The following is a 21,365-nucleotide window of genomic DNA, read 5'->3' on the forward strand; positions in this document are numbered from 1 at the left end:
GAGCGCGATGTCGGAGCCTCGCGTTAGCCTGGCCGCATGTCGGGCAAGGTCTATGTCATCCACGAAAATCCCCAGTGGATCCCGCCGTTCGCTGCGGCGTTCGAAGCCGAGGGCGTGCCGTTCGAGGAGTGGATGCTCACCGACGGGTCGATCGACCTGGCCGTCGAGCCGCCAGAGGGCATTTTCTGGTCGCGCCTGAGCGCCTCCGCGCACACGCGCGACCACGCCCACAGCAAGGAGTTCGGGCGCGCCGTCCTGCGGTGGCTCTCGTCGTGGGGACGAACGGTGATCAACGGCGCAGATGTGCTCGAACTCGAGGTCAGCAAGGTCGCGCAGCACGCGGCGCTGAGACACGCGGGCATCGATGTCCCGCGTACGGTGGCGGTGTTCGGCATCGACGACCTCGTCAGCCAGGCCGAGCAGTTCGGCGCCCCGTTCATCAGCAAGCACAACCAGGGCGGCAAGGGTCTCGGCGTGCGGCGGTGGGAGACGGTCGACGAGTTCGCGGAGTGGGTCGGCAGCCCCGACTTTGAGCCCTCCCCCGACGGGATCACGCTCCTGCAGGAGTTCCTGGTCGCCGCGTCGCCGTTCATCACCCGGGCGGAGTTCGTGGCGGGTGAGTTCGTCTACGCCGTTCGCGTCGACACCAGCGCCGGCAGCTTCGAGCTGTGCCCCGCCGAGGCGTGCGCCGTCCCCGGCGCAGACGGAGCGGAACCGGAACCCCTTTTCCGCCGTCGCGACGATGTCGACCCTGTGCTCATCGACCGCTACCTCGCCTTCCTCGCAGCCGAGGGAGTGGGTATCGCCGGCATCGAGTTCATCGAGACCCGCGATGGTCGCACCGTGACCTACGACGTCAACACCAACACGAACTACAACCCCGACGTCGAGGCCACCGCTCCCCGCTCGGGCCCTCGTGAGGTCGCCCGTTGGCTCGGCTCTCTGCTCCCGAAGGAAGCGGTCGGTCTGCGTGGCTGAACCGGCTGCTCCTCACACCGACTGGACGGGATTCGGGTTCGCGACCCGCCAAGTCCACGCCGGCGAAGAAGAAGACCTGACGCACGGATCGCGGATCACCCCCGTGCACCTGTCGGCGGCATACCGGTTCCGGTCGTTCCAGGAGGCCACCGACCGGTTCGGAGCGGTCGACCTCGGCCACCTGTACTCCCGCAACGCCAACCCCACCAACCAGGTGGCCGAACGGCGTCTCGCCTCGCTCGAGGGCGGGTCCGGGGCGCTCGTCGTGGGATCCGGACAGGCGGCCATCTCGATGGCGCTCCTCGGTCTCGCGGGCAGCGGCGAGCACATCGTGTCCACGGCGAGCATCTACAGCGGCACGCGCGTGCTCTTCGACCGCACGTTCGCGCGTCTCGGCGTCACTGTCGAGTACGTCTGGAACCCCGGTGACGACGCGGAGTGGGACGCCCTCATCCGACCCGAGACGAAGGCGATCTTCACCGAGACCCTCCCGAACCCGAAGAACGACGTGGTCGATATCGACGCCGTCGCGCGGGTGGCGCGCCGCCACGGCATCCCTCTCGTGGTCGACAACACCATCGCGACGCCGTTCCTCATCCGGCCGATCGAGCACGGCGCCGACGTCGTCGTGCACTCCGCGACGAAGTTCCTCTCGGGGCACGGTGCCAATCTCGCCGGCGCTGTCGTCGATGGCGGAACGTTCGACTGGGCGGCATCCGATCGCTCCTACCCGGCGCTCACCGAGACGCCCGTGGCCACGCATCCGTCGTTCGTCGAGGCCTTCGGTGCGCGCGCCTTCGAACTGTCGCTGCGATTCGGAATCGCCAACGACACCGGACCGGCGCTGTCGCCGCTGAACGGCTTCCTCCTGCAACAGGGCATGGAGACCCTGTCGGTTCGCATGCGTCAGCACCTCGCGAGCGCCCGCACCATCGCCGAATGGCTCGATCAGCACGAAGCGGTGGAGAGCGTCGACTACGCCGGTCTCCCCTCGCATCCGCAGCACGCGCTCGCACAGCGGGACTACGACGGCCTGTCGGGCTCGGTCTTCTCCTTCACCGTGGCAGGCGGCCGCGCCGCCGCGGAGCGCTTCTTCGACGCTCTCCGCCTGTTCAGCCGCATGACGAACATCGGCGACACGCGTTCCATGGCGCTGCATCCCGCGACCACCACGCACCTCGGCTTCACGCAGGAGACGCGCGACCGCCTCGGCATCGGTGACGGCCTCATCCGCCTGTCGATCGGCCTCGAGGACGCCGACGATCTCATCGCCGATCTCGAGCACGCGCTGCGCGCAGCGCACTGAGGTCACGCGTCGCGCTGCGCCTCCAAGCGCCGCACGCGCGGGATGACCTCTTCCGCGAAGCGCTGCAACTCGGGCAGGTGCGGCGAGAACTGCAGCAGCAGCGTCGAGACACCCACGTTCGCGAACTGCACGATGCGCTCGGCGACCTGGTCGGGTGTTCCGACGAGGTCGGGGCGGAGGCCACGGTTCGACACCGAGTACTCCTTGAGGTCGACCTGGGTGTCGAGCTTCGACTTGCTCACGAAGTCCTGGTACGACCCGTATGCCGCTCCCCCGCGCACGTCGGTGATGCGGTCGATCTCGGCCTGCGCCTCGTCCTCCGTTGCGCGCACGACCGCATAGGCGGCCATCCCGAACGCCTCGAACGGCGTGGCCCCCGCCTCCGCGCGGCGGCGGCGCATGTCGGCGACCTTGACCTCGAGCTCGTCGAGCGTGCCGCCGTGCGTCAAATACGCGTCGGCGAAGCGCGTGATCGCCGCACGGCCCGCCTCGCTCTCACCGCCCGCGTACAACCGCGGCACGACCCGCGGCTTCGGCTCGGTGTACGTGCCCTCGGTGCGGTAGTACTCGCCCTCGTACGCGAACGGCGTCTGCGACCACAGGCCGCGCAGCACTTCGACCCACTCGATGGTCCGCGCGTAGCGATCGTCGTGCGCGCTGAACAGACCGTCGTACTGCTTGGCCTCCTCGGCCCACCACGCCGAGACGACGTTCAACGTGAATCGGCCGCCGCTGATCTCGTCGATCGTCGCAGCCTGCTTCGCGGTGTGAAACGGGTTGTGGAAACCGGGGCGCACGGCGGTCATCAGCTCGAGGGTCGACGTCACCGCGGCGAGTCCCGCCGTCACCGCCCACGCATCGAGCGACGGCGCCTCGACGCCCTTGATGTCGTTCAGGTTGAGCTCGGGGATGAGGGTCAGATCGAAACCGCCCTCCTCGGCGACGCGGGCGATGTCGGCGATGTGAGCGAAGGAGACGGGCGTCTGTTCGTCGTCGACGTTGCGCAACCAGCCGCCGAAGATCGGGGTCCAGTAGCCGAAACGCACGCGCTGGGGGGAGGTCATGGCATCCATCCTGACCCGGTCGACGTCGTGTGTCGTCACGCGAGGAAACGGTCCGTCACACACCGTTGCCCGATGTCGACGGCGGTGCGACGGTAGCCGGGTTCCGATCCGCGAGGAGGACCCCGTGACCGATCCCACTCCCACCCACGAGCCGCTGAAGTTCGCCTACTGGGTGCCCAACGTCAGCGGCGGGCTGGTCATCAGCTCGGTCGAGCAGCGCACCGACTGGGGCTACGACTACAACGTCGAACTGGCACAGACGGCGGAGCGCGTCGGCTTCGAGTACGCCCTGAGCCAGGTGCGCTACGCCTCGAGCTACGGGGCGGCACAGCAGCACGAGTCGACCTCGATCAGCCTCGCCCTGCTGCTGGCCACCGAGAAGCTGAAGGTGATCTCGGCGATACACCCCGGGATCTGGCATCCGGCGGTGTTGGCGAAGTTCATCAACACGGCCGATCAGTTCTCGCACGGACGCGCGGCGGTCAACGTCGTCAGCGGCTGGTTCAAAGACGAATACACCGATCTGGGGCTCGAGTGGCTCGAGCACGACGAGCGGTACGAGCGCGCGGCCGAGTTCATCCAGGTGCTGCGGGGGCTGTGGACGCAGGAGACCTTCTCGTTCCACGGGAAGTACTACGACATCACCGACTTCACGCTGCGTCCGTTCCCGTACGAGGTGCCGGGGCGTCCGCATCCCGAGATCTTCCAGGGCGGCAACTCGACAGCTGCCCGCTTCAACGGCGGGGCGTTCTCGGACTGGTACTTCTCGAACGGCAAGGACTTCGACGGCTTCACCGAGCAGTACGACGACGTCACCCGTGTCGCCGCGGAGCACGGTCGTCGCACGCGGTTCGGGCTGAACGGCTTCGTCATCCAGCGCGACAGCCGGGCCGAGGCCGAGGCGCAGCTGCGCGAGATCATCGCGCACGCCGATGGAGGGGCCGTCGAGGGCTTCCGCCGCAGCGTCCAGGAGGCGGGGAACGCGACGACGGACAAGAAGGGCATGTGGGCGGACTCGTCGTTCGAAGATCTGGTGCAGTACAACGACGGCTTCCGTACGCAGCTCTTCGGCGACGCCGAACAGATCGCGGAGCGCATCATCGCCTACAAGAAGCGCGGAGTCGACCTGTTCCTCCTCGGCTTCTTGCACTTCCAGGAAGAGCTCGAGCGCTTCGGTGAGACGGTCATCCCGATCGTGCGGGAGCTCGAGGCAGATCTCGCCCGCACCGGCGACCCGATCGAGGTCGCCGCGCGCTGGGAAGGGCGTGGGAGTCGTCGCCCACCCGCCTGCTCCCCCGGCACTCGTCCTAGCCTGGACGTCGACAACATTCCGCACCGGGAATGAGTGGGAGAGGACGACGGAATGACGAGTGCACGGCTCGGTTTCTTCACGCGGCTGCTGGATGCCGGTACCGACGGCGAGCGGTATCGCACCGGGCTCGCGCAGGTGCGCGCCTCCGAAGAGCACGGGTTCGCCTCCGCGTGGGTCGCGCAGCACCACTTCGACCGGGATGAGGGCGGGCTGCCGTCCCCGTTCCCCTTCCTCGCGGCGGCTGCGGTGCAGACCGAGCGCATCGCCCTCGGCACCGGTATCGTCACCCTGCCCCTCGACGATCCGGTGCGGGTGGCGGAGGACGCCGCCGTCGTCGATGCCCTGAGCGGGGGTCGCGTCCAGCTCGGCATCGGTACGGGCGGAACCCCGTCATCATTCGCCGCGTTCGAGCGTTCCTCCGACGACCGACGCGAAATCCAGGCCGCTCACATGGCGGTGCTGCGGGATGCGTTCGCCGGGCGCGGCATCCGCGGGACGGAGCTGCTCCTGAACCCCGCCGCACCGCATCTCGGCGGGCGGCTCTGGCAGGCGACGTTCTCCGTCGAGGGAGGCCGCCGTGCCGGACTCGCGGGCGACGGTCTGCTGCTGTCCCGCACGCAACCGCGTGACGACCGGCAGACGCTTTCCGAGGTGCAGGTCCCGATCGTCGAGGCGTATCTCGCCGCTCTGCCCGGCGGTGTGCCGCCGCGCATCCTCGCCTCGCGAACAGCGGTGGTGGTGGATGCCGACCACCTCGATGAGGCGTGGAGCGCAGCCGAGCACGGTGTTCGGCGCTTGACGCGTACATTCCTCAAGAGGAATGCGAAGGGAGACCTCCGTGACCTCGCACGCCTGACCGATACGCACCTGGGGACGGTCGATCAGGTCGTGACCTCTCTCTCCGCGGACCGGACCCTCGCGTTCGCGACCGATGTGGCGTTCCAAGTGCACTCCGTCGACCCGGCGCCCGCGATCACCCTCCGCTCGATCGAGTTGCTCGCGACGGAGGTCGCGCCGCGGCTGGGACTGCGGACGGGAGCGGAGGCCGCTGCGGAGCTCCACGAGGTGGGAACGCCGTCCATCTCGTCCTGACCGGGCGTCACCCTCGGCCGGCGAGCATCGCCGCCGCCCGCGCCGTCTGCTCGCGCAGCGCGTCGGCCAGGGCCACGACGGCGGGGATCCGCAGGGACTCGGCGCGCACGATCATCCAGTACGGCAGGCTCTCGCTCACCTCCTCGGGGAGCAACCGCTCGAGATCGTCGTGCCGGTCGGCCGTGAAGCACGGCAGCAGCCCGATCCCGGCGCCCGCGCGCGTCGCCTCGACCTGCACGAGCACGTTGGTCGAGCTCAGGCCGTCGCGCATGTGCGGCACGACGCGGCGCGGCAGATCGAGGGCTTCGACCTGCAGCATCGCGTCGACGAAGTACACGAGCCGATGCTGCTCGAGGTCTTCCATGCGCGCGGGTCGACCGGCCCGGGCGAGGTAAGCGGAGGACGCGTACAGACCGAGCGTGTAGCGCCCGAGCTCGACGGCGTGCCCCCGCGACGACTGCGGCTCCCCCACCACCACTTCGACGTCGAGCCCGGGGTGCAGGGCTGCCCGTCGCTGCGCCGTGACGATCTCGACGGAGAGCTCGGGATGCCGTTCCCGCAGAGCCGCGACCGCGGGCGCCGCGATGTAGGCGCTGAAGCCGTCGGTGGCCGACATCCTCACGACGCCGGACACGGGGTCGGGTTCGACTCCCCCGCCGGCGAGGTGCGACATCGCCGCCTCGATGCGGCCCGCCGTCTCGACCGCGTGATGACCGAGGGGCGTCAGCGCCCACCCGCGGCCGGATGCCGAGACGACCCGGCCGCCGAGGGCGTCTTCGAGCGCCGAGATCCGCCGCGCGACGGTCGTGTGGTCGACGCCACGAAGCTGTGCCGCGGCCGTGTAGCGCCCGGTACGCGCGACCGCGAGGAGCGTAAGGAGGTCGTCGGCGCGGACGGTCGTGGCATCCATGTGTGCGATTGTGCACACACACTCCGCAGGACTGGGCATTGCCGCAACGCACGGGTCGCCGCAGACTCGACGACGGATGTCACCGTCGACACCGAAGGAGCCAGCATGGAACCCCCCGCCACGGCGCAGCGCAGCGCCTCCTCCGAAACCTCCACCGGAAAGATCAAGAGGGTCGTCGCCGCGTCGATGGCCGGCACGGTCGTCGAGTGGTACGAGTTCTTCCTCTACGCCACGGCTGCGAGCCTGGTGTTCGGCACGTTCTTCTTCCCGTCGTCGGGCTCCCCGCTCGACGGGATCATCGCCGCCTTCGTCACCTACGCCGTCGGGTTCGTCGCCCGCCCCTTGGGGGGCATCGTCTTCGGACAGATCGGTGACCGCTTCGGACGCAAGCCCACCCTTCAGGCGACGATCATCATCGTCGGCGCGGCGACCTTCCTGATGGGCTGCCTGCCCGGCTTCGCCTCAGTGGGCTACTGGGCGCCCGCCATGCTCGTGGCCCTGCGGTTCATCCAGGGCTTCGCGGTCGGCGGCGAGTGGGGCGGTGCCGTCCTGCTGGTCGCGGAGCAGAGCCCGAACCGCTCCCGTGCGTTCTGGGCGAGCTGGCCGCAGGCGGCCGTCCCGGTCGGAAACCTCCTCGCGACCACCGTGCTGCTGGTGATGTCGTTCATCCTCTCCCCCGCCGCGTTCCTCGACTGGGGCTGGCGCGTCGCGTTCTGGCTGTCGGCGGTGATCGTGCTGGTCGGCTTCTACATCCGCACCCACGTCGAGGAGGCCCCGATCTTCCTCGAGGCCAAGAAGCAGGTGCCGCAGGAGAAGGCCACCTCGTTCGGCGTCGTCGAGGTGCTGCGCCGCTACCCGAAAGGCGTCGTCCAGGCCATGGGCGTGCGCTTCGCGGAGAACATCGTCTACTACATCGTCGTCAGCTTCTCGATCGTGTATCTGAAGGTCGTGCACTCCTACGACACGAGCCAGCTGTTGCTCGCGCTCCTGATCGCGCACGTCATCCATTTCGCCGTGATCCCCCCGATCGGGCGTCTCGCCGACCGCATCGGGCGCAAGCCCGTGTACCTCACCGGCGCGATCCTCAGCGCGACCTGGGCGTTCTTCGCCTTCCCGATGTTCGACACGCTGAACCCCGTCGTCATCGTCGCCGCGGTGGCGCTGGGCTTGGTCTTCCACGCCGGCATGTACGCGCCGCAGCCGGCGGTCATGGCCGAGCTGTTCCCGACGCGCATGCGCTACTCGGGTGTCTCGCTCGGGGCCCAGGTGACGGCCATCCTGGCCGGTTCGCTCGCGCCGATCCTCGCGACGCAGTGGCTGCGCGACTTCGGTTCGTGGCTGCCCATCGCGCTGTACATCGTCGCGGCCTGCGTGCTGACCTCGATCGCCGTACTGTCGCTGAAGGAGACGCGCGGCATCTCGCTGCGCGACATCGACGCCGCCGACGCCGCGCGGGGGAAGTGAGCACCATGACCATCGACCTCAGCGGACGCCGCGCCCTCGTCACCGGTGGTGCCGGCGGCATCGGGGCGGCGATCGCGCGGGCGTTCGCCGAAGCAGGCGCCGAGGTGACGGTCGCCGATCTCCACGTCGAGGGGGCGAAGGCCCTCGCCGACGAGATCGGCGGCCGCGCCTGGGGGGTCGACCTGTCGGACACGGCGGCGTTGGCCGATCTGGAGCTCGACGTCGACATCCTCGTGAACAATGCCGGCATCCAGCACGTCAGTCCCATCGAGGACTTCGCGCCGGAGAAGTTCTCCTTCATGCTGCGACTCATGCTGGAGGCGCCGTTCCTTCTCATCCGCGCGGCGCTCCCCGCCATGTACGAGCGCGGATACGGACGAGTGCTCAACGTGTCGAGCGTTCACGGTATACGCGCTTCGGCATATAAGTCGGCGTACGTCGCGGCCAAGCACGGCCTCGAGGGGCTCTCCAAGACGACCGCACTGGAGGGCGGCGCCCACGGCGTGACGAGCGTGTGCATCGACCCCGGATACGTGCGTTCGCCGCTCGTGGAGAAGCAGTTGGCAGATCAGGCGCGGTCGCACGGCATCCCGGAGTCCGAGGTGCTCGAGACGGTGCTGCTGAAGGACGCCGCGGTCAAACGGCTCGTCGAGCCGGCCGAGGTCGCCTCCCTCGCCCTCTGGCTCGCGGGACCGGATGCCGCGATGGTCACCGGGACGAGCTACGTGATGGACGGGGGCTGGTCGGCGCACTGAGCGGCGGCGGCCGTGTCGGGAGCGCTCCCGCGCGGAGATATTCGGGGGTCCGGGAGATCGCGCAAGAAGAAATCCGAATTCTTCCGTGGGTTTCGGTAATGTAAAAAAACCTCGGAGCAATTGGTGACCAGCCCGCCGAGGACAAAGATGTCCGAAGGATGGCGGCATTTGTCGCGATCGACACTTCACAGCAGAGGTAACGCAATGACACTGCACACCAGTGGTCGAGGCCGTCTCGGTCTCGCCCTCGGCGCTCTCGGCGCCTCGGCAATCGTCCTGGCCGGCTGCTCCGCCGGCGGGGGAGACAACGGCTCCGACAGCGGCTCGGGCGACCCGCTCGTGGTCGGCACGACCGACAAGATCAGCTCGATCGACCCGGCCGGCTCGTACGACAACGGCTCGTTCGCCGTGATGAACCAGGTCTACCCCTTCCTGCTCAACAGCCAGTACGGCACCTCGGACGTCACGCCCGACATCGCCGAGTCGGCGGAGTTCACGTCGCCAACCGAGTACACCGTGAAGCTGAAGTCGGGCCTGAAGTTCGCGAACGGCCACGACCTCACCTCGTCGGACGTGAAGTTCTCGTTCGACCGTCAGGTGACGATCGCCGACCCCAACGGCCCGTCCTCGTTGCTCGGCAACCTCGACAGCGTCGAGACGCCCGACGACACCACCGTCGTCTTCACCCTGAAGAACGGCAACGACCAGATCTGGCCGCAGATCCTGTCGAGCCCGGCAGCGCCCATCGTCGACGAAGAGGTCTTCTCGGCCGATGCGGTCACCCCCGACGACACCATCGTCGAGGCCAAGCCCTTCGCGGGGCAGTATACGATCGAGTCGTACAAGCAGAACGAGCTCATCTCGTACGCGCCGTACGCCGACTACCAGGGCTCGCTGCCGAAGCCCGAGAACGGCGGCATTTCGGCGAAGTACTACGCCGACGCCTCCAACCTCAAGCTCGACGTGCAGTCCGGAGCGATCGACGTCGCGTTCCGCAGCCTGAGCGCGACGGACATCGCCGACCTGTCGTCGAACGACGCGGTCAAGATCGTCGACGGCCCCGGTGGAGAGATCCGCTACATCGTCTTCAACTTCGACACGATGCCCTTCGGCGCCACCACGCCCGAGGCCGATGCGGCCAAGTCCCTGGCCGTGCGTCAGGCGGCGGCCGACCTCATCGACCGTCAGGCCATCGCGACCGACGTCTACAAAGACACCTACTCGCCGCTGTACTCGTACGTGCCGCAGGGTGTCGCGGGCGCCAACGAGGCCCTGAAGGGCCTGTACGGCGACGGCAGCGGCATGCCCGACGCGGCGAAGGCGAAGGCCACGCTCGAGGCCGCCGGGGTCTCGACGCCCGTCACGCTGAACCTGCAGTACAACGGCGACCACTACGGCCCCTCGTCGGGCGACGAGTACGCCGCGGTGAAGGCGCAGCTCGAGGAGGACGGTCTGTTCACCGTCAACCTCGCGCAGACCGAGTGGGTGCAGTACTCCAAGGACCGCACGGCCGACGTGTACCCCGCGTACCAGCTCGGCTGGTTCCCGGACTACTCGGATGCCGACAACTACCTGACCCCGTTCTTCTCGGCGGACAACTTCCTCGGCAACCACTACGACAACGCCGAGGTCCAGAAGCTCCTCGTCGAGGAGGCGACGCAGACCGACAAGACCACGCGCGAGCAGCAGCTCGGCGAGATCCAGGACAAGGTGGCCGCCGACCTCTCGACGCTGCCGCTGCTCCAGGGCAAGCAGGTCGCGGTCGTGGGCTCCAGCGTGGAGGGCGCCGTCCTCGACGGTTCCTTCAAGTTCCGCTACGCCCCGCTGCACAAGTAATCGATCGGCGGGTGCCCGGTCCCTCGGCGGACCGGGTGCCCGCCGCTTTCCGTCCCCCAGTTAGGTCCTCATGGCCACCGCCGTCGACGCCCCCGTCATCGCCGCGCCCGCCGCCCCCAAAGGCGGCGGACTCTGGCGCTACATCCTCGTCCGACTCGTCCTGATCATCCCCACGGTCTTCATCCTCGTGACCGTCGTGTTCCTGCTCATGCGGGTCACCGGCGACCCGATCACGGCCGCTCTCGGCGGGCGCCTCCCTCCCGAGCAGCTCGCGGAACGCATTGCCGCCGCCGGCTACGACCGCCCCCTCTACCAGCAGTACTTCGAGTACATCTGGGGCGTGCTGCGGGGCGATTTCGGCACCACGATCACCGACAACCGTCCGGTCATCGGCATCCTGCTGCAGTACGGCTCGGCCACTCTCGAGCTGGCCATCTACGCGCTCGTCGTGGCGCTGCTGATCGGCATCCCGTTCGGGCTCATCGCTGCGTACCGCCGCGACCGCTGGCAGGATGCCACGCTGCGCATCGGCGCGATCCTCGGCTACGCGACCCCCATCTTCTTCGTCGGTCTGCTGCTCAAGCTCGTCTTCGCGGTGTGGCTGAGCGTGCTGCCGGTCGCCGGCCGTGCCAGCACCCGCACCGAATTGAAGCTGTCGACTCTGGATGCCCCGAGCGGCATCTATCTGCTGGACGCGATCCGTCTCGGCGACGGTGCGGCGGTGGGCGACGTCCTGACCCACGCGATCCTTCCCGGTGTGGCCCTCGGCATCCTGACCGCGGGCATCTTCCTGCGGCTGGTGCGCACCAACGTGATCGGCACGTTGGGATCGCAGTACGTCACGTCGGCGCGTTCCCGCGGCGTGGGGGAGTACCGCCTCGTCACCAAGCACGCGTACCGTCCGGCGCTCATCCCGATCATCACGGTCATCGGTCTGCAGATCGCCCTGCTGCTGTCGGGCGCCGTGCTGACCGAGACGACCTTCGAGTGGAAGGGCCTGGGCTTCATGCTGAGCGAGTACCTGAAGGCCCGCGACTTCGTGGCCGTGCAGGGCATCGTCGTCATGATCGCCGTGCTGGTGGCCTTCACGAACTTCCTCGTCGACGTCATCGCGGCGATCATCGACCCGCGAGTGAGGTACTGACATGACGGATGCCACGACCTCCACGGCCCTGTCGGAGCGGAAGGTCCCGCTGCGCGACCGCCTGCCCGTCATCTCGCATCTGCGTCGCAGCGTCGGGCTCCAGCGCACGATGCTCGTGCTGGGCCTGGTCATCACGACGGTGTTCGTGATCATCGCGGTCCTCGCCCCCCTCCTCGCCCCCTACGGCTTCGCGCAGCAGGAGGCGGACGGGGTCAAGTTCGGCACGCAGCAGGCGCCGGATGCCATGAACCTCCTCGGCACGACCGTCGGCGGCTACGACGTGCTCTCGCGCGTGATCTGGGGCGCGCAGACGGCGCTGCTGGTGATCGTGTGCGCGATCGCGTTCTCGATCTTCCTCGGCATCTTCCTCGGCCTGGTCGGCGGCTACTTCGGCGGCTGGCTCGACCGCCTCCTCGTGGTGCTGTGCGACGCGATCTACGCCTTCCCGTCGCTGCTGCTCGCGATCGTGATGTCGATCGCGATCACGAAGGGCCAGTCGACGCTGTGGGGTGGCATCCTCGCCACCGCCATCTCGATCACCGTGGTGTTCGTGCCGCAGTACTTCCGCGTCATCCGTGCCGAGGTGGTGCGGGTCAAGGCGGAGCCGTTCGTCGAGTCGGCCCGCGTCATCGGGGTGCCGACCGCGCGCATCCTCCTGCGCCACGTGCTCCGCAACTCGACGCGCTCGCTGCCGGTCGTCGTCACACTCAACGCCTCGGAGGCCCTGCTGACGCTCGCGGGACTGGGCTTCCTCGGCTTCGGCATCGAGGCCACCGCCGCCGCCGAGTGGGGCTACGACCTCAACCGCTCGGTCAGCGACGTCACCAGCGGCATCTGGTGGACGGCCATTCCGCCGGGCATCGCGATCGTGCTCGCCGTGCTCGGCATCACCCTCGTCGGCGAGAGCCTGAACGACCTCAGCGACCCGCGCCTGCGTACGCGTCGCCGCGCCGGGCGGGCACCCGCACCGGTCACGGCCGTCGACCCGTCCGCGGCTCCGGCCGACGCGTCGACCACCGCCCCCGCCGGGACCCCGGCATCAACCACCGACGGGAGCCCCTCATGACCGGCACCGCGGCATCCATCGCCCGCATCGACGACCTGCGCGTCACCTTCGCCACCGACGGCGCCCCCGTCGCCGCCATCAACGGCATCTCGCTCGAGGCGCGCGCCGGCGAGGTGCTCGCGATCGTCGGCGAATCGGGCTCGGGCAAGACCGTGACCGCGAACACGCTGCTCGGTCTGCTTCCCGAGACCGCGACGCTGTCGGGCGCCGTGATCGTGCGCGGTCGCGACGGCGGAGAGACCGACATCGTCCACGCCACCGGGGCGCAGCTGCGCGAGATGCGCGGGCGCGACGCGGCGATGGTGTTCCAGGAGCCCTCCACGGCGTTGAACCCGGTGTACACCGTCGGATGGCAGATCGCCGAGGGACTGCGGGCGCACGAGAAGCTCTCGAACGCCGAGGCGAAGGCCAAGGCGGTCGACATCCTGCGCCGTGTCGGCATCCCCGATCCCGAGAAGCGCGTCGACGACTATCCGCACCAGTTCTCGGGCGGCCAGAAGCAGCGCGTCGTGATCGCGATGGCCCTGGTCCTGGATGCCGGGCTGATCATCGCCGACGAGCCCACCACCGCACTCGACGTCACCGTTCAGGCCGAGATCCTCGACCTGCTGCGCACGTGCCGCGACGAGTTCGGGGCGACGATCGTGCTCATCACGCACAACATGGGCGTGGTCGCCGACCTCGCGGACCGCGTGATCGTGATGTACCGCGGCGACATCGTCGAGCAGGCTCCGGTCCGCGACCTGTTCGCCGCCCCGCAGCAGGAATACACCCGCGATCTGCTCGCCGCGGTGCCGCACGTGGGCCGGGGGAAGAGCTCCCGGCAGTCGCTGGAGACGCCCGCCCCCACCGCGCCGCCGGAGGGCAGCCTCGTCGTGGCCGAGAAGGTCGAGATCGGTTACCCCGGACGCTTCGGTTCCGCCGGTGTGGTCGCCGTGAAGGGCGTGGACTTCTGGATCGGCCCCGGCGAAGTGCTGGGCCTCGTGGGGGAGTCCGGTTCGGGCAAGACCACGATCGGTCGCGCGATGGTGGGGCTGACGTCGGTGGTCGGCGGGTCGCTCAAGGTGCTCGGCACCGAGATGCGAGGGGCCAAGCCCCGGCACCTGGCCAAGACGCGCCCCGACATCGGGTTCGTCTTCCAGGACCCGGCGACGAGCTTCAACCCGCTGCTCACGATCGCGGAGTGCATCGCCGAACCGCTCGTCGTGCACAAGCGCGCCGGCGGCGCCCGGACCGCGCGACAGCGCGTGGACGAGTTGCTCGACGCGGTGCAGCTGCCACGGGCGTTCGGCGACCGCTACCCGCACGAGCTGTCGGGCGGTCAGCGTCAGCGCGCGTCGCTGGCTCGCGCCCTCGCGCTGGATCCGAAGCTGCTCATCGCCGACGAGCCGACTTCCGCGCTCGACGTGTCGGTGCAGGCGCGCGTGCTGGAGCTGTTCGCGCAGCTGCAGGCCGAGTTCGGCTTCGCGTGCCTGTTCATCAGTCACGACCTCGCCGTCGTCGACGAGGTGGCCGATCGCGTGATCGTGCTGCGCCAGGGCGTCATCCGCGAGCAGGGCACGACGGTGCAGGTGCTCACGCAGCCGCGCGACGACTACACGAAGCGGCTGTTGGCGTCGCTGCCCGTGCCCGACCCGGTCGAGCAGGAGGCGCGCCGCGAGCTCTGGCGAACCACGCGGGGGGCCTGAGGCGCATCCTTCCGCGTCCGCGCGTCGGGCGCGGGCTCCGGCGGGACCGGGAGCTCCGCCGCGCGCCTCAGCGGCGCCGTACACCCGTGCGGAGGCGCGACGAAGCGGGCCTCACCGGCGCCGAACACCCGTGCGGAGGCGCGACGAAGCGAGCCTCACCGGCGCCTGATGGGGCGCGCAGCCGCCCGTCTCACCGGATGAACACGTCGGCGAACACCGTCAGCAACCACCAGCCGACGCCGATCACGACGAACACCCCGGTGATCCACGAGAACCCGCGGCGCAGGCGTCGGCCCTGCCGCGCGACCCCGGTGGGGGGCGGCGTGAGAAGGGGCAGCGCCTGCGCCGGGGCCCCGGATGCCGCGGCGCCGACCGCGTGCGACGTGGACGGCTTGCCGGCGACCAGGCGTTCGTCGCGCCAGCGCGCCCACTGCGCGAGCTTCTCGTCGATCGCCGCGACCGTGGTCAGCAGCCACCGCCAGGTCGCGGGGTCGAGGGTCGACAGGTCGCGGCGGGAGTAGAGGAACAGCCAGTCGTCGACGATCTCGACGTCGAGGGCGGCAGCGCTGTCGATGAACCGCGCCATGACGTCGGGCGTGAAGAGATACAGGGCGTCGCGCTCGTACCCCTCGGGGCAGTAGAGGGCGAAATGCCGGTCGAAGTCGCCCTCGAGGCTCAACCTCTGGCCGCGGCCGAAGGTGACCGGCAGGTTCGACGCGCCGAACAGCCCGTTGTTGCCCACGGCATCCAGGACGATGTGGGGAAGCGGGGTGTCGAGGCGTATCGCGACGTAACCCCACCGATGCGTCTGCTTGCTCTTGCCCGACCCCGTCTCGTACCGGTAGTTGCTCACCTCGACGAACCGAGGGTCGCCGGATCGGAGCAGATCCCGGGATTCGCGGTCGTGACCGAGGGCGAAGATCATGCCCGGCAGCTCGGGATCGTCGAATCCCGGATGCCACGTCATCCCGTTCGCGCGGGCGAAGCGATCGAGTCGGTAGCGCCGTTCGGCCGCACCCCCGAAACCGCGCACGATCGCGCCGACGATGAACGAGGCAACGATGAGGATGAAGACGACGACCAGCAGCGGCAGCGGCCCGGAGCTACCCCGGTCGAAGAGGGATGATGCGACGGCGGCGAAGACCGGGATGGCGATGAAGAGGAATGCCGCACCGACGATCGCGAACACGATGATCGGCACCACGGTGCCACTCAGCCGGCCCTCGCGACGCAGCTGCGCCGTGAAGGCCTGCGCTGCCTTGCGATCGACCGGCGCGGTCAGCGGCGTCGGATCGAACGTCGTGGCGTCTGTCATGTCGCACCCCCGTGTCAGACCCTAACGGGCGGCATCCGGCCCCCGCGCGGGCCCGGGGCGGCTACTGGACGATGGCGAAGCGGGGCGGGTCCCACGCGGGCATCGACGAGAGGAGGTCGTCGAGCTTGTTCGACGTCCCCTGCATCGCCGACAGGAAGAGCTGAAGAGCCGAGATGCCGGCCATGCCGACACCGGCCAGCGCCAGGACCGCGGACAGCGCGGCGCCGATGAGCCCGACGACGGCGCCGACTCCGGTGGGGGAGGAGAGCGCCCCGCCGATCAGCGACAGGATCGCGGTGACCACACCGCCGATGGCCAGGACGGTGCCCCCGACGAGCCCGGCGAGGTTGAGGTAGAAGCTCTCGATGTCGTCGGCCTGGGTGCGCAGCACGCCGGCGACACCGCCGAGCTTGCCCGGGAGCACCCCCAGCGCCCGTACCTGGTCGTCGATGCCGTACTCGTAGACCTTGCTGGCCTTGCCGTCGTCCCAGCTCATGAGGCCGTCGAGCTGGTCCTTCTTGATCTGCAGGTTCTCGGCGGAGCCCGAGATGTCGCCGATCGTCGACGCCATATTGCGCAGCCGGTCGGGGCTGCCGAGGTACGCGTTGCACACGCGGAGCACGGCGATCGTGTCGAGGCACTGCTCGAGGGCGTCGAGGGCGACGGAGATGATGATGTCGGCGACCTGGTCGACGAGGCCGTCGGGAACGAGGACGCCGAGGCCGTGCGCCTGCTCGTCCACCCATTTCTGCACCGCACGACGGATGCTCGCCGGGGCGGAGCTGATGGCGCCGCGGACTTTCGCCTCGGCATCGTCGAGTTGTCCGGCGATGACCTGACGGGTGAGGTCGACGTAGCTCACAGCCCCTCCAATTCCTTCTGGACGGCGTCGATCTCCGACTGCGCGTCGCCCTCGGCCTTCATGTACTCGATCGAGGTGGTGAGCAGCGCGCGGGCGAAGCCCTCGAAGATCTCCTCCCCGGTGTGCAGATAGTCCGAGAGCAGCTGCACCGAGGTGCGGAACTTCGACAGCACTTCGGTCGAGCCCGGGGCCAGCGAGAAGTCGCTGGGGGAGTACGTCATGCCGTCGAGGTCGGTCCGCCACGCGGCCAGCTCGAGGCTCCACTTCTGCCAGTGGTCATTGGCGTCGGACTGCAGGGCATCGGGATCGACATCAACCACGGGATTCTCCTTCGCTTTCCGAGAAGCGGTCGAACGAGTCCGAGGCGAGAGCGGCCTTACGGCCGATCCGCAGGACCTCGTCGGCGATCACATCGACAGGGGTCTGCGTGAGCCAGGCCGGCGTTCCGTCGACGCCGAGGATCGCGCCGTACTGGGCCATGACGCGGAACTGGTGCAGGTCGTCGGCGACCGTGACGACCGGTCCGGTCTCGCCGCGGGCGGCCAGGGTGAGCAGAGCGTCGGCGGCCTCGAGGGGGAGAGGGGGGCCGCTCAGTCGAGCAGCGACGGCGGCATCGGAGAAGGCCGCCGTCACGGACTCGGGTGTGGCCCCCTCGGCGCGCTCGAGGGTGACGGCCGTGACGAGACCACGCTCATCGATCCGGATCGTCGCGTGTGCGTCTGCGGGCGGGGCGAGAGGGCTGAGAAGCTCGCGCACGCGTTCTTCGGCGGCTTCGAACTTCGGCGTCAGCTCCGCGATGCGCTCCTGCTGGGCCCGGAAGAGCGAGAGGGCGTCCGGGGATGCCGCGGCGTCGGTGCTCACGACCAGATCCCTTCGACCGTCGACTGCGCAGCGGCGTACCGATCTGACGACGCCTGACCCGCGCGGGAGGCGTCGGCGACGATCCCGTTCAGGGCTCGCAAGCCTGCCGTCCACTTCTGCTGCGCCGTGCGGTAGGCCTCCATGGCCTCACCGCTCCACGCGGACTGCAGACGTGACGCCTCACTCTCGAGCTGCGCAAGGTGGGCCTGGATGCCATCCGCGGCGGAGCGGAGGTTCGAGGCGGTCTCGGAGATGAGCGCCGGATCGAACGACATTCGTGGACTCATTCCGCCGACGCTACCCAGCGCCGTCGGGCGGAAGGAAGGGGTTTGCGTTTTTCTCATCGCCGTCTCATCTGGGGCGGTGGTCGGCCGCACGGTCAGCGAGCGAGGAAGAACACCAACGGGATGAGCAGGAGGAGCAGTCCCAGCGCGAAGGTTCCGCCGACGATCGACAGCACGATGACCCAGGGGCTGCGTCGCCGTAGCCGGCGGCCCACGGGTGCGACCCCGACGGGCGGGGCGGGGAGGGTCGGTGGCGCGGGGGCGGGGTCGGGAGCACCCCACACCGTGGATGCGGGAGGCGTCCGCGCGGCGAGCGATGGGCCCGCGGCCCCGGCCGCCATGCGGTCGTCGCGCCACCGGCCCCACTGCTCCAACTTGTCGAGCAGGGCCGCCACCACCGAGAACACCCACGCCCATCGCGCCGGATCGAGCGTGGAGAGCTCGGTGGGGGAGTACAGGAACAGCCAGTCGTCCACGATCTCGACCTCGAGCACGGCGGCGTTGTCGATGAAGCGCGCCATGACGTCGGGAGTGAAGAGATAGAGCGCGTCGCGCTCGTAGCCGGTCGGGCAGTACAAGCGGAAGTACCGGTCGAAATCTCCCTCGAGGCTGAGGTGCTGGCCGCGCTCCCACAGCCCGAGCCGGACGCCGTTGCCCATCGCGTCGAGGACGATGTGCGGCAGGGGGACGTCGAGACGGATCGCGATGTATCCCCACCGCGAGGTCGTGGTGTTCTTGCCGTTGCTCACGGTGTACGAGTGATTGCCCACCTCGACGAAGCGCGGGTGAGACGAACGGACCAGGTCGGACGCGGTGCGGTCGCCGCCGATCTGGAAGATCGCGCCCGGGAGGGCGGGCTCGGGGAGCGCCGCCACGTACTCCATACCGACGTCGCGTGCGAAGCCGGCGATGCGCCACCGTCGATCTTCTTGCGCGCGTCGACCGTGGCGGACGGCGAACAGTGCGGCCACGAGCGCCCCCAGGCCGAGGAGGAGGGGGATGGCGAAGACCAGGCCGAGGACGACGACACCGTCGCCGATCGCGGCGCGGAAGATCGCCAGCAGGACGACGAGGAAGAGGCCGGCGCCACCGACGAGGGCGAACGCGAACACGTACGCGACGATCGCCACGGCGGTGTTGGCCGCGGGCAGACGCCCTTCCGCGCGCAGCCGGGCCGTGAAGGCGCGTGCCGCAGCCGTGTCGCCCGGCATCGTCAGCGCGCGGGTGTCGAACGGTCGGATTCCGGTCATGCGGCCTCCTGCCCTCGTCGGATGGTCCAGGCTATCCGTCTCCGATTCCCCGGGTGAGTCGGCATCCGTTAGACTACGAAGGTTGCCCGGCGACGCCCATGCGCGTGTGAGCCCGCGGTGACGTGCAACACACCCTCCTGCTGCCGGGAAATGCCCGTCAGCCGTTCTAGTCCGAAGGAGGTGGGTTAGTGACGCACCAGTACGAACTCATGGTCATCTTCGATCCCGAGGTCGACGAGCGCCAGGTCGCTCCGAAGCTCGACGGATTCCTCAAGGTCATCACGGCCGATGGGGGAACCATCGACAAGATCGACATCTGGGGCCGCCGTCGTCTCGCCTACGAGATCCGCAAGAAGAACGAGGGCATCTACGCCGTCGTCAACTTCGTCGCGACCAGCGAGGCCACGAACGAGCTCGACCGTCAGCTGAAGCTGAACGAGCAGATCATGCGCACCAAGGTCCTGCGCGCCGAAGAAGCGATCGCCCAGGTCGCCGCCGAGGCCAAGCGCTCCGAGGAGAAGGCCGCCCGCAAGGCCGCCGCTCCCCGCAAGGTCGAGTCCGCCGAGAAGGCTGCGAAGTAACGACGATGGCCGGCGAAACCGTCATCACCGTCGTGGGTAACCTCACGGCCGACCCCGAGCTGCGCTACACGCAGAACGGGCTCCCGGTCGCGAACTTCACCATCGCGTCGACCCCCCGCACGTTCGACCGTCAGGCGAACGAGTGGAAGGACGGCGAGGCGCTCTTCCTGCGCGCCTCGGTGTGGCGCGAATTCGCCGAGCACGTCGCCGGGTCGCTGACGAAGGGCAGCCGTGTCATCGCGACCGGTCGCCTGAAGCAGCGTTCCTACCAGGACCGCGAGGGCAACAACCGCACCTCCATCGAACTCGAAGTCGATGAGATCGGCCCCTCGCTCCGCTACGCGACCGCCCAGGTCACCCGTGCCGCCGGTGGCGGCGGGGGTGGCGGAGGCGGCCAGCGCGCGCAGGTGCAGCAGTCGAACGACGAGCCGTGGTCGACCCCCGGTTCGAACAACGGCGGCGGCAACAGCGGCGCTGACGCGTGGAGCACTCCCGGTTCCTACGGCGACGACACCCCGTTCTGATCTTCGCCGCGCTCTCTCGAGCACGACGACCCCCTGAAATTCCGGATGCCGCATCCCGGTCCGCGTGACCGCCTCGGCATCCGAACCACACGAAAGAAGGAAGCATGGCTGGCAAGGCCACTGGCGACCGCCGCAAGCCGCGGAAGGGTGCGAAGAACGCAGCCCCCGCGAAGGCGATCCGCGTCGGCGTCATCGATTACAAGGACGTCGCAACCCTCCGCAAGTTCATCTCGGAGCGCGGCAAGATCCGCGCCCGTCGTATCACCGGTGTCTCCGTGCAGGAGCAGCGCCTGATCGCCCGCGCCATCAAGAACGCGCGCGAGATGGCTCTCCTGCCCTACGCCGGCGCCGGCCGCTAAGGAGCACCCGATGGCAAAGCTGATTCTCACGAATGAGGTCACCGGGCTCGGTAGCGCCGGTGATGTTGTCGAGGTCAAGAACGGGTACGCCCGCAACTACCTCATCCCGCAGGGCTTCGCCGTGGCCTGGAGCCGCGGTGGCGAGAAGCAGGTCGCGTCGATCCGCGCCGCTCGCGAGTCCCGCGCGATCCACGCGCACGAAGACGCCGTGGCCCTGAAGAACTCGCTCGAGTCGAACACCGTCAAGCTGTCGGTCAAGGCCGGCAACGAGGGACGCCTGTTCGGTTCGGTCAAGCCCGCCGACGTCGCCGACGCCGTCAAGGCTGCCGGTCTCGGTGAGCTCGACAAGCGCAAGATCCAGATCACCTCCTCGATCAAGTCGGTCGGCGAGCACGAGGCGACCGTTCGCCTGCGTGACGACGTCACCGCCGTGATCACCCTCCAGGTGGTCGCCGCGAAGTAATTCGCTGCACTCTCGAGAACGGCCCCGCTCCTGCTTCGGCAGGGCGGGGCCGTTCCGCGTTGTCCGGGGGCGGGGTGTGGGGCTGTGGGGACGGGGTTTGGGGCACGATCTTCCGGTTGGGGCGCGAAATTTCACGCCCCAACCGGAAGAATGTGCCCCGAACCGCTCCAGGCAGCGCTCGCCGCGGCGGGTGATGAAGCGCCGGGTGTTATCCGAGCAGCTGAGGTCGCTTCCCCGTCGCGCGGACGCCT

22 protein-coding genes are annotated in these 21,365 nt (G+C 69.1%); 14 read left to right on the top strand and 8 right to left on the bottom strand.

Annotated elements, in window-relative coordinates:
- Positions 1 to 36: 36 nt before the first annotated feature.
- Together AB0N82_RS03995 and AB0N82_RS04000 are read left to right on the top strand one after the other, a co-directional pair.
- Positions 37 to 978 (top strand): alpha-L-glutamate ligase, encoded by a 942-nt coding sequence (locus tag AB0N82_RS03995; RefSeq protein WP_363388404.1) that lies wholly within the window; start codon positions 37 to 39, stop codon positions 976 to 978.
- On the top strand, positions 971 to 2,284 hold the full coding sequence (locus AB0N82_RS04000) for a PLP-dependent transferase (RefSeq protein WP_363388407.1): 1,314 nt from the start codon (positions 971 to 973) through the stop codon (positions 2,282 to 2,284). The genes AB0N82_RS03995 and AB0N82_RS04000 overlap by 8 nt, the downstream gene beginning before the upstream one ends.
- A 2-nt stretch (positions 2,285 to 2,286) precedes the next feature.
- Here the strand turns inward: AB0N82_RS04000 and AB0N82_RS04005 are convergent, their stop codons facing one another.
- Positions 2,287 to 3,348: an LLM class flavin-dependent oxidoreductase gene (locus AB0N82_RS04005; RefSeq protein ID WP_363388410.1), complete on the bottom strand. Its 1,062-nt coding sequence runs from the start codon at positions 3,346 to 3,348 to the stop codon at positions 2,287 to 2,289.
- 124 nt (positions 3,349 to 3,472) lie between these two features.
- On the opposite strand from AB0N82_RS04005, the gene sfnG reads away from it, so the two are divergent.
- Entirely contained in the window at positions 3,473 to 4,693 is a 1,221-nt protein-coding gene (gene sfnG / locus AB0N82_RS04010; RefSeq protein ID WP_363388413.1) for a dimethylsulfone monooxygenase SfnG, read from the top strand.
- 18 nt (positions 4,694 to 4,711) lie between these two features.
- Complete coding sequence (locus AB0N82_RS04015; RefSeq protein ID WP_363388416.1) at positions 4,712 to 5,752, top strand: putative FMN-dependent luciferase-like monooxygenase; 1,041 nt, start codon at positions 4,712 to 4,714, stop codon at positions 5,750 to 5,752.
- A 7-nt stretch (positions 5,753 to 5,759) separates the two neighbouring features.
- Here AB0N82_RS04015 and AB0N82_RS04020 read toward each other — a convergent pair whose 3' ends face one another.
- A complete protein-coding gene (locus AB0N82_RS04020; protein ID WP_363388419.1) occupies positions 5,760 to 6,662 on the bottom strand; it encodes a LysR family transcriptional regulator in 903 nt (300 codons plus the stop codon).
- Between the two features lie 105 nt (positions 6,663 to 6,767).
- On the opposite strand from AB0N82_RS04020, the gene AB0N82_RS04025 reads away from it, so the two are divergent.
- The 6 genes from AB0N82_RS04025 (at position 6,768) to AB0N82_RS04050 (ending at position 14,615) form a co-directional block, all read left to right on the top strand.
- Positions 6,768 to 8,126 (top strand): MFS transporter, encoded by a 1,359-nt coding sequence (locus tag AB0N82_RS04025; protein ID WP_363388422.1) that lies wholly within the window; start codon positions 6,768 to 6,770, stop codon positions 8,124 to 8,126.
- 5 nt (positions 8,127 to 8,131) lie between these two features.
- Positions 8,132 to 8,881: a 3-hydroxybutyrate dehydrogenase gene (locus AB0N82_RS04030; RefSeq protein ID WP_363388425.1), complete on the top strand. Its 750-nt coding sequence runs from the start codon at positions 8,132 to 8,134 to the stop codon at positions 8,879 to 8,881.
- A 204-nt stretch (positions 8,882 to 9,085) separates the two neighbouring features.
- Positions 9,086 to 10,717, top strand: a complete 1,632-nt coding sequence (locus AB0N82_RS04035; protein WP_315994158.1) for an ABC transporter substrate-binding protein — start codon at positions 9,086 to 9,088, stop codon at positions 10,715 to 10,717.
- A gap of 70 nt (positions 10,718 to 10,787) precedes the next feature.
- Complete coding sequence (locus AB0N82_RS04040; protein WP_315994159.1) at positions 10,788 to 11,861, top strand: ABC transporter permease; 1,074 nt, start codon at positions 10,788 to 10,790, stop codon at positions 11,859 to 11,861.
- A gap of 1 nt (position 11,862) precedes the next feature.
- Complete coding sequence (locus tag AB0N82_RS04045; RefSeq protein ID WP_363388430.1) at positions 11,863 to 12,927, top strand: ABC transporter permease; 1,065 nt, start codon at positions 11,863 to 11,865, stop codon at positions 12,925 to 12,927.
- A complete protein-coding gene (locus AB0N82_RS04050) occupies positions 12,924 to 14,615 on the top strand; it encodes an ABC transporter ATP-binding protein (protein ID WP_363388433.1) in 1,692 nt (563 codons plus the stop codon). The genes AB0N82_RS04045 and AB0N82_RS04050 overlap by 4 nt, the downstream gene beginning before the upstream one ends.
- Positions 14,616 to 14,805: 190 nt before the next feature.
- On the opposite strand, the gene AB0N82_RS04055 is transcribed toward AB0N82_RS04050, so the two are convergent.
- From AB0N82_RS04055 to AB0N82_RS04080, 6 genes are all read right to left on the bottom strand, one after another.
- Positions 14,806 to 15,930: a hypothetical protein gene (locus AB0N82_RS04055; protein WP_363388436.1), complete on the bottom strand. Its 1,125-nt coding sequence runs from the start codon at positions 15,928 to 15,930 to the stop codon at positions 14,806 to 14,808.
- A gap of 61 nt (positions 15,931 to 15,991) precedes the next feature.
- Positions 15,992 to 16,792, bottom strand: coding sequence for a hypothetical protein (locus tag AB0N82_RS04060; protein WP_315994163.1), 801 nt, complete (start codon positions 16,790 to 16,792; stop codon positions 15,992 to 15,994).
- Positions 16,789 to 17,112, bottom strand: a complete 324-nt coding sequence (locus AB0N82_RS04065; protein ID WP_315994164.1) for a hypothetical protein — start codon at positions 17,110 to 17,112, stop codon at positions 16,789 to 16,791. Before AB0N82_RS04065 ends, AB0N82_RS04060 begins: the two co-directional genes overlap by 4 nt.
- Positions 17,105 to 17,653: a hypothetical protein gene (locus AB0N82_RS04070; RefSeq protein ID WP_315994165.1), complete on the bottom strand. Its 549-nt coding sequence runs from the start codon at positions 17,651 to 17,653 to the stop codon at positions 17,105 to 17,107. Before AB0N82_RS04070 ends, AB0N82_RS04065 begins: the two co-directional genes overlap by 8 nt.
- Positions 17,650 to 17,940 carry a WXG100 family type VII secretion target gene (locus AB0N82_RS04075; protein WP_315994166.1) on the bottom strand — a complete coding sequence of 97 codons (291 nt, stop codon included), beginning with the start codon at positions 17,938 to 17,940 and terminating at the stop codon, positions 17,650 to 17,652. The genes AB0N82_RS04070 and AB0N82_RS04075 overlap by 4 nt, the downstream gene beginning before the upstream one ends.
- Before the next feature lie 92 nt (positions 17,941 to 18,032).
- Entirely contained in the window at positions 18,033 to 19,187 is a 1,155-nt protein-coding gene (locus AB0N82_RS04080; RefSeq protein ID WP_363388441.1) for a hypothetical protein, read from the bottom strand.
- A gap of 188 nt (positions 19,188 to 19,375) precedes the next feature.
- Between AB0N82_RS04080 and rpsF the strand changes: the two genes are divergently transcribed.
- The 4 genes from rpsF (at position 19,376) to rplI (ending at position 21,114) form a co-directional block, all read left to right on the top strand.
- Entirely contained in the window at positions 19,376 to 19,768 is a 393-nt protein-coding gene (rpsF, locus tag AB0N82_RS04085; protein ID WP_058622540.1) for a 30S ribosomal protein S6, read from the top strand.
- Positions 19,769 to 19,773: 5 nt separating this feature from the next.
- Positions 19,774 to 20,292 (top strand): single-stranded DNA-binding protein, encoded by a 519-nt coding sequence (locus AB0N82_RS04090; RefSeq protein WP_076673071.1) that lies wholly within the window; start codon positions 19,774 to 19,776, stop codon positions 20,290 to 20,292.
- A 104-nt stretch (positions 20,293 to 20,396) separates the two neighbouring features.
- Complete coding sequence (gene rpsR, locus AB0N82_RS04095; protein ID WP_013584646.1) at positions 20,397 to 20,651, top strand: 30S ribosomal protein S18; 255 nt, start codon at positions 20,397 to 20,399, stop codon at positions 20,649 to 20,651.
- Between the two features lie 10 nt (positions 20,652 to 20,661).
- The gene (rplI, locus tag AB0N82_RS04100) at positions 20,662 to 21,114 is read left to right on the top strand and encodes a 50S ribosomal protein L9 (RefSeq protein WP_295839745.1); all 453 of its coding nucleotides are present in this window, start codon (positions 20,662 to 20,664) and stop codon (positions 21,112 to 21,114) included.
- The last annotated feature ends 251 nt before the right edge of the window (positions 21,115 to 21,365 follow it).

The organism is Microbacterium sp. NPDC089186 (assembly GCF_040685115.1).
GTDB classification, from domain to species: domain Bacteria; phylum Actinomycetota; class Actinomycetes; order Actinomycetales; family Microbacteriaceae; genus Microbacterium; species Microbacterium galbum.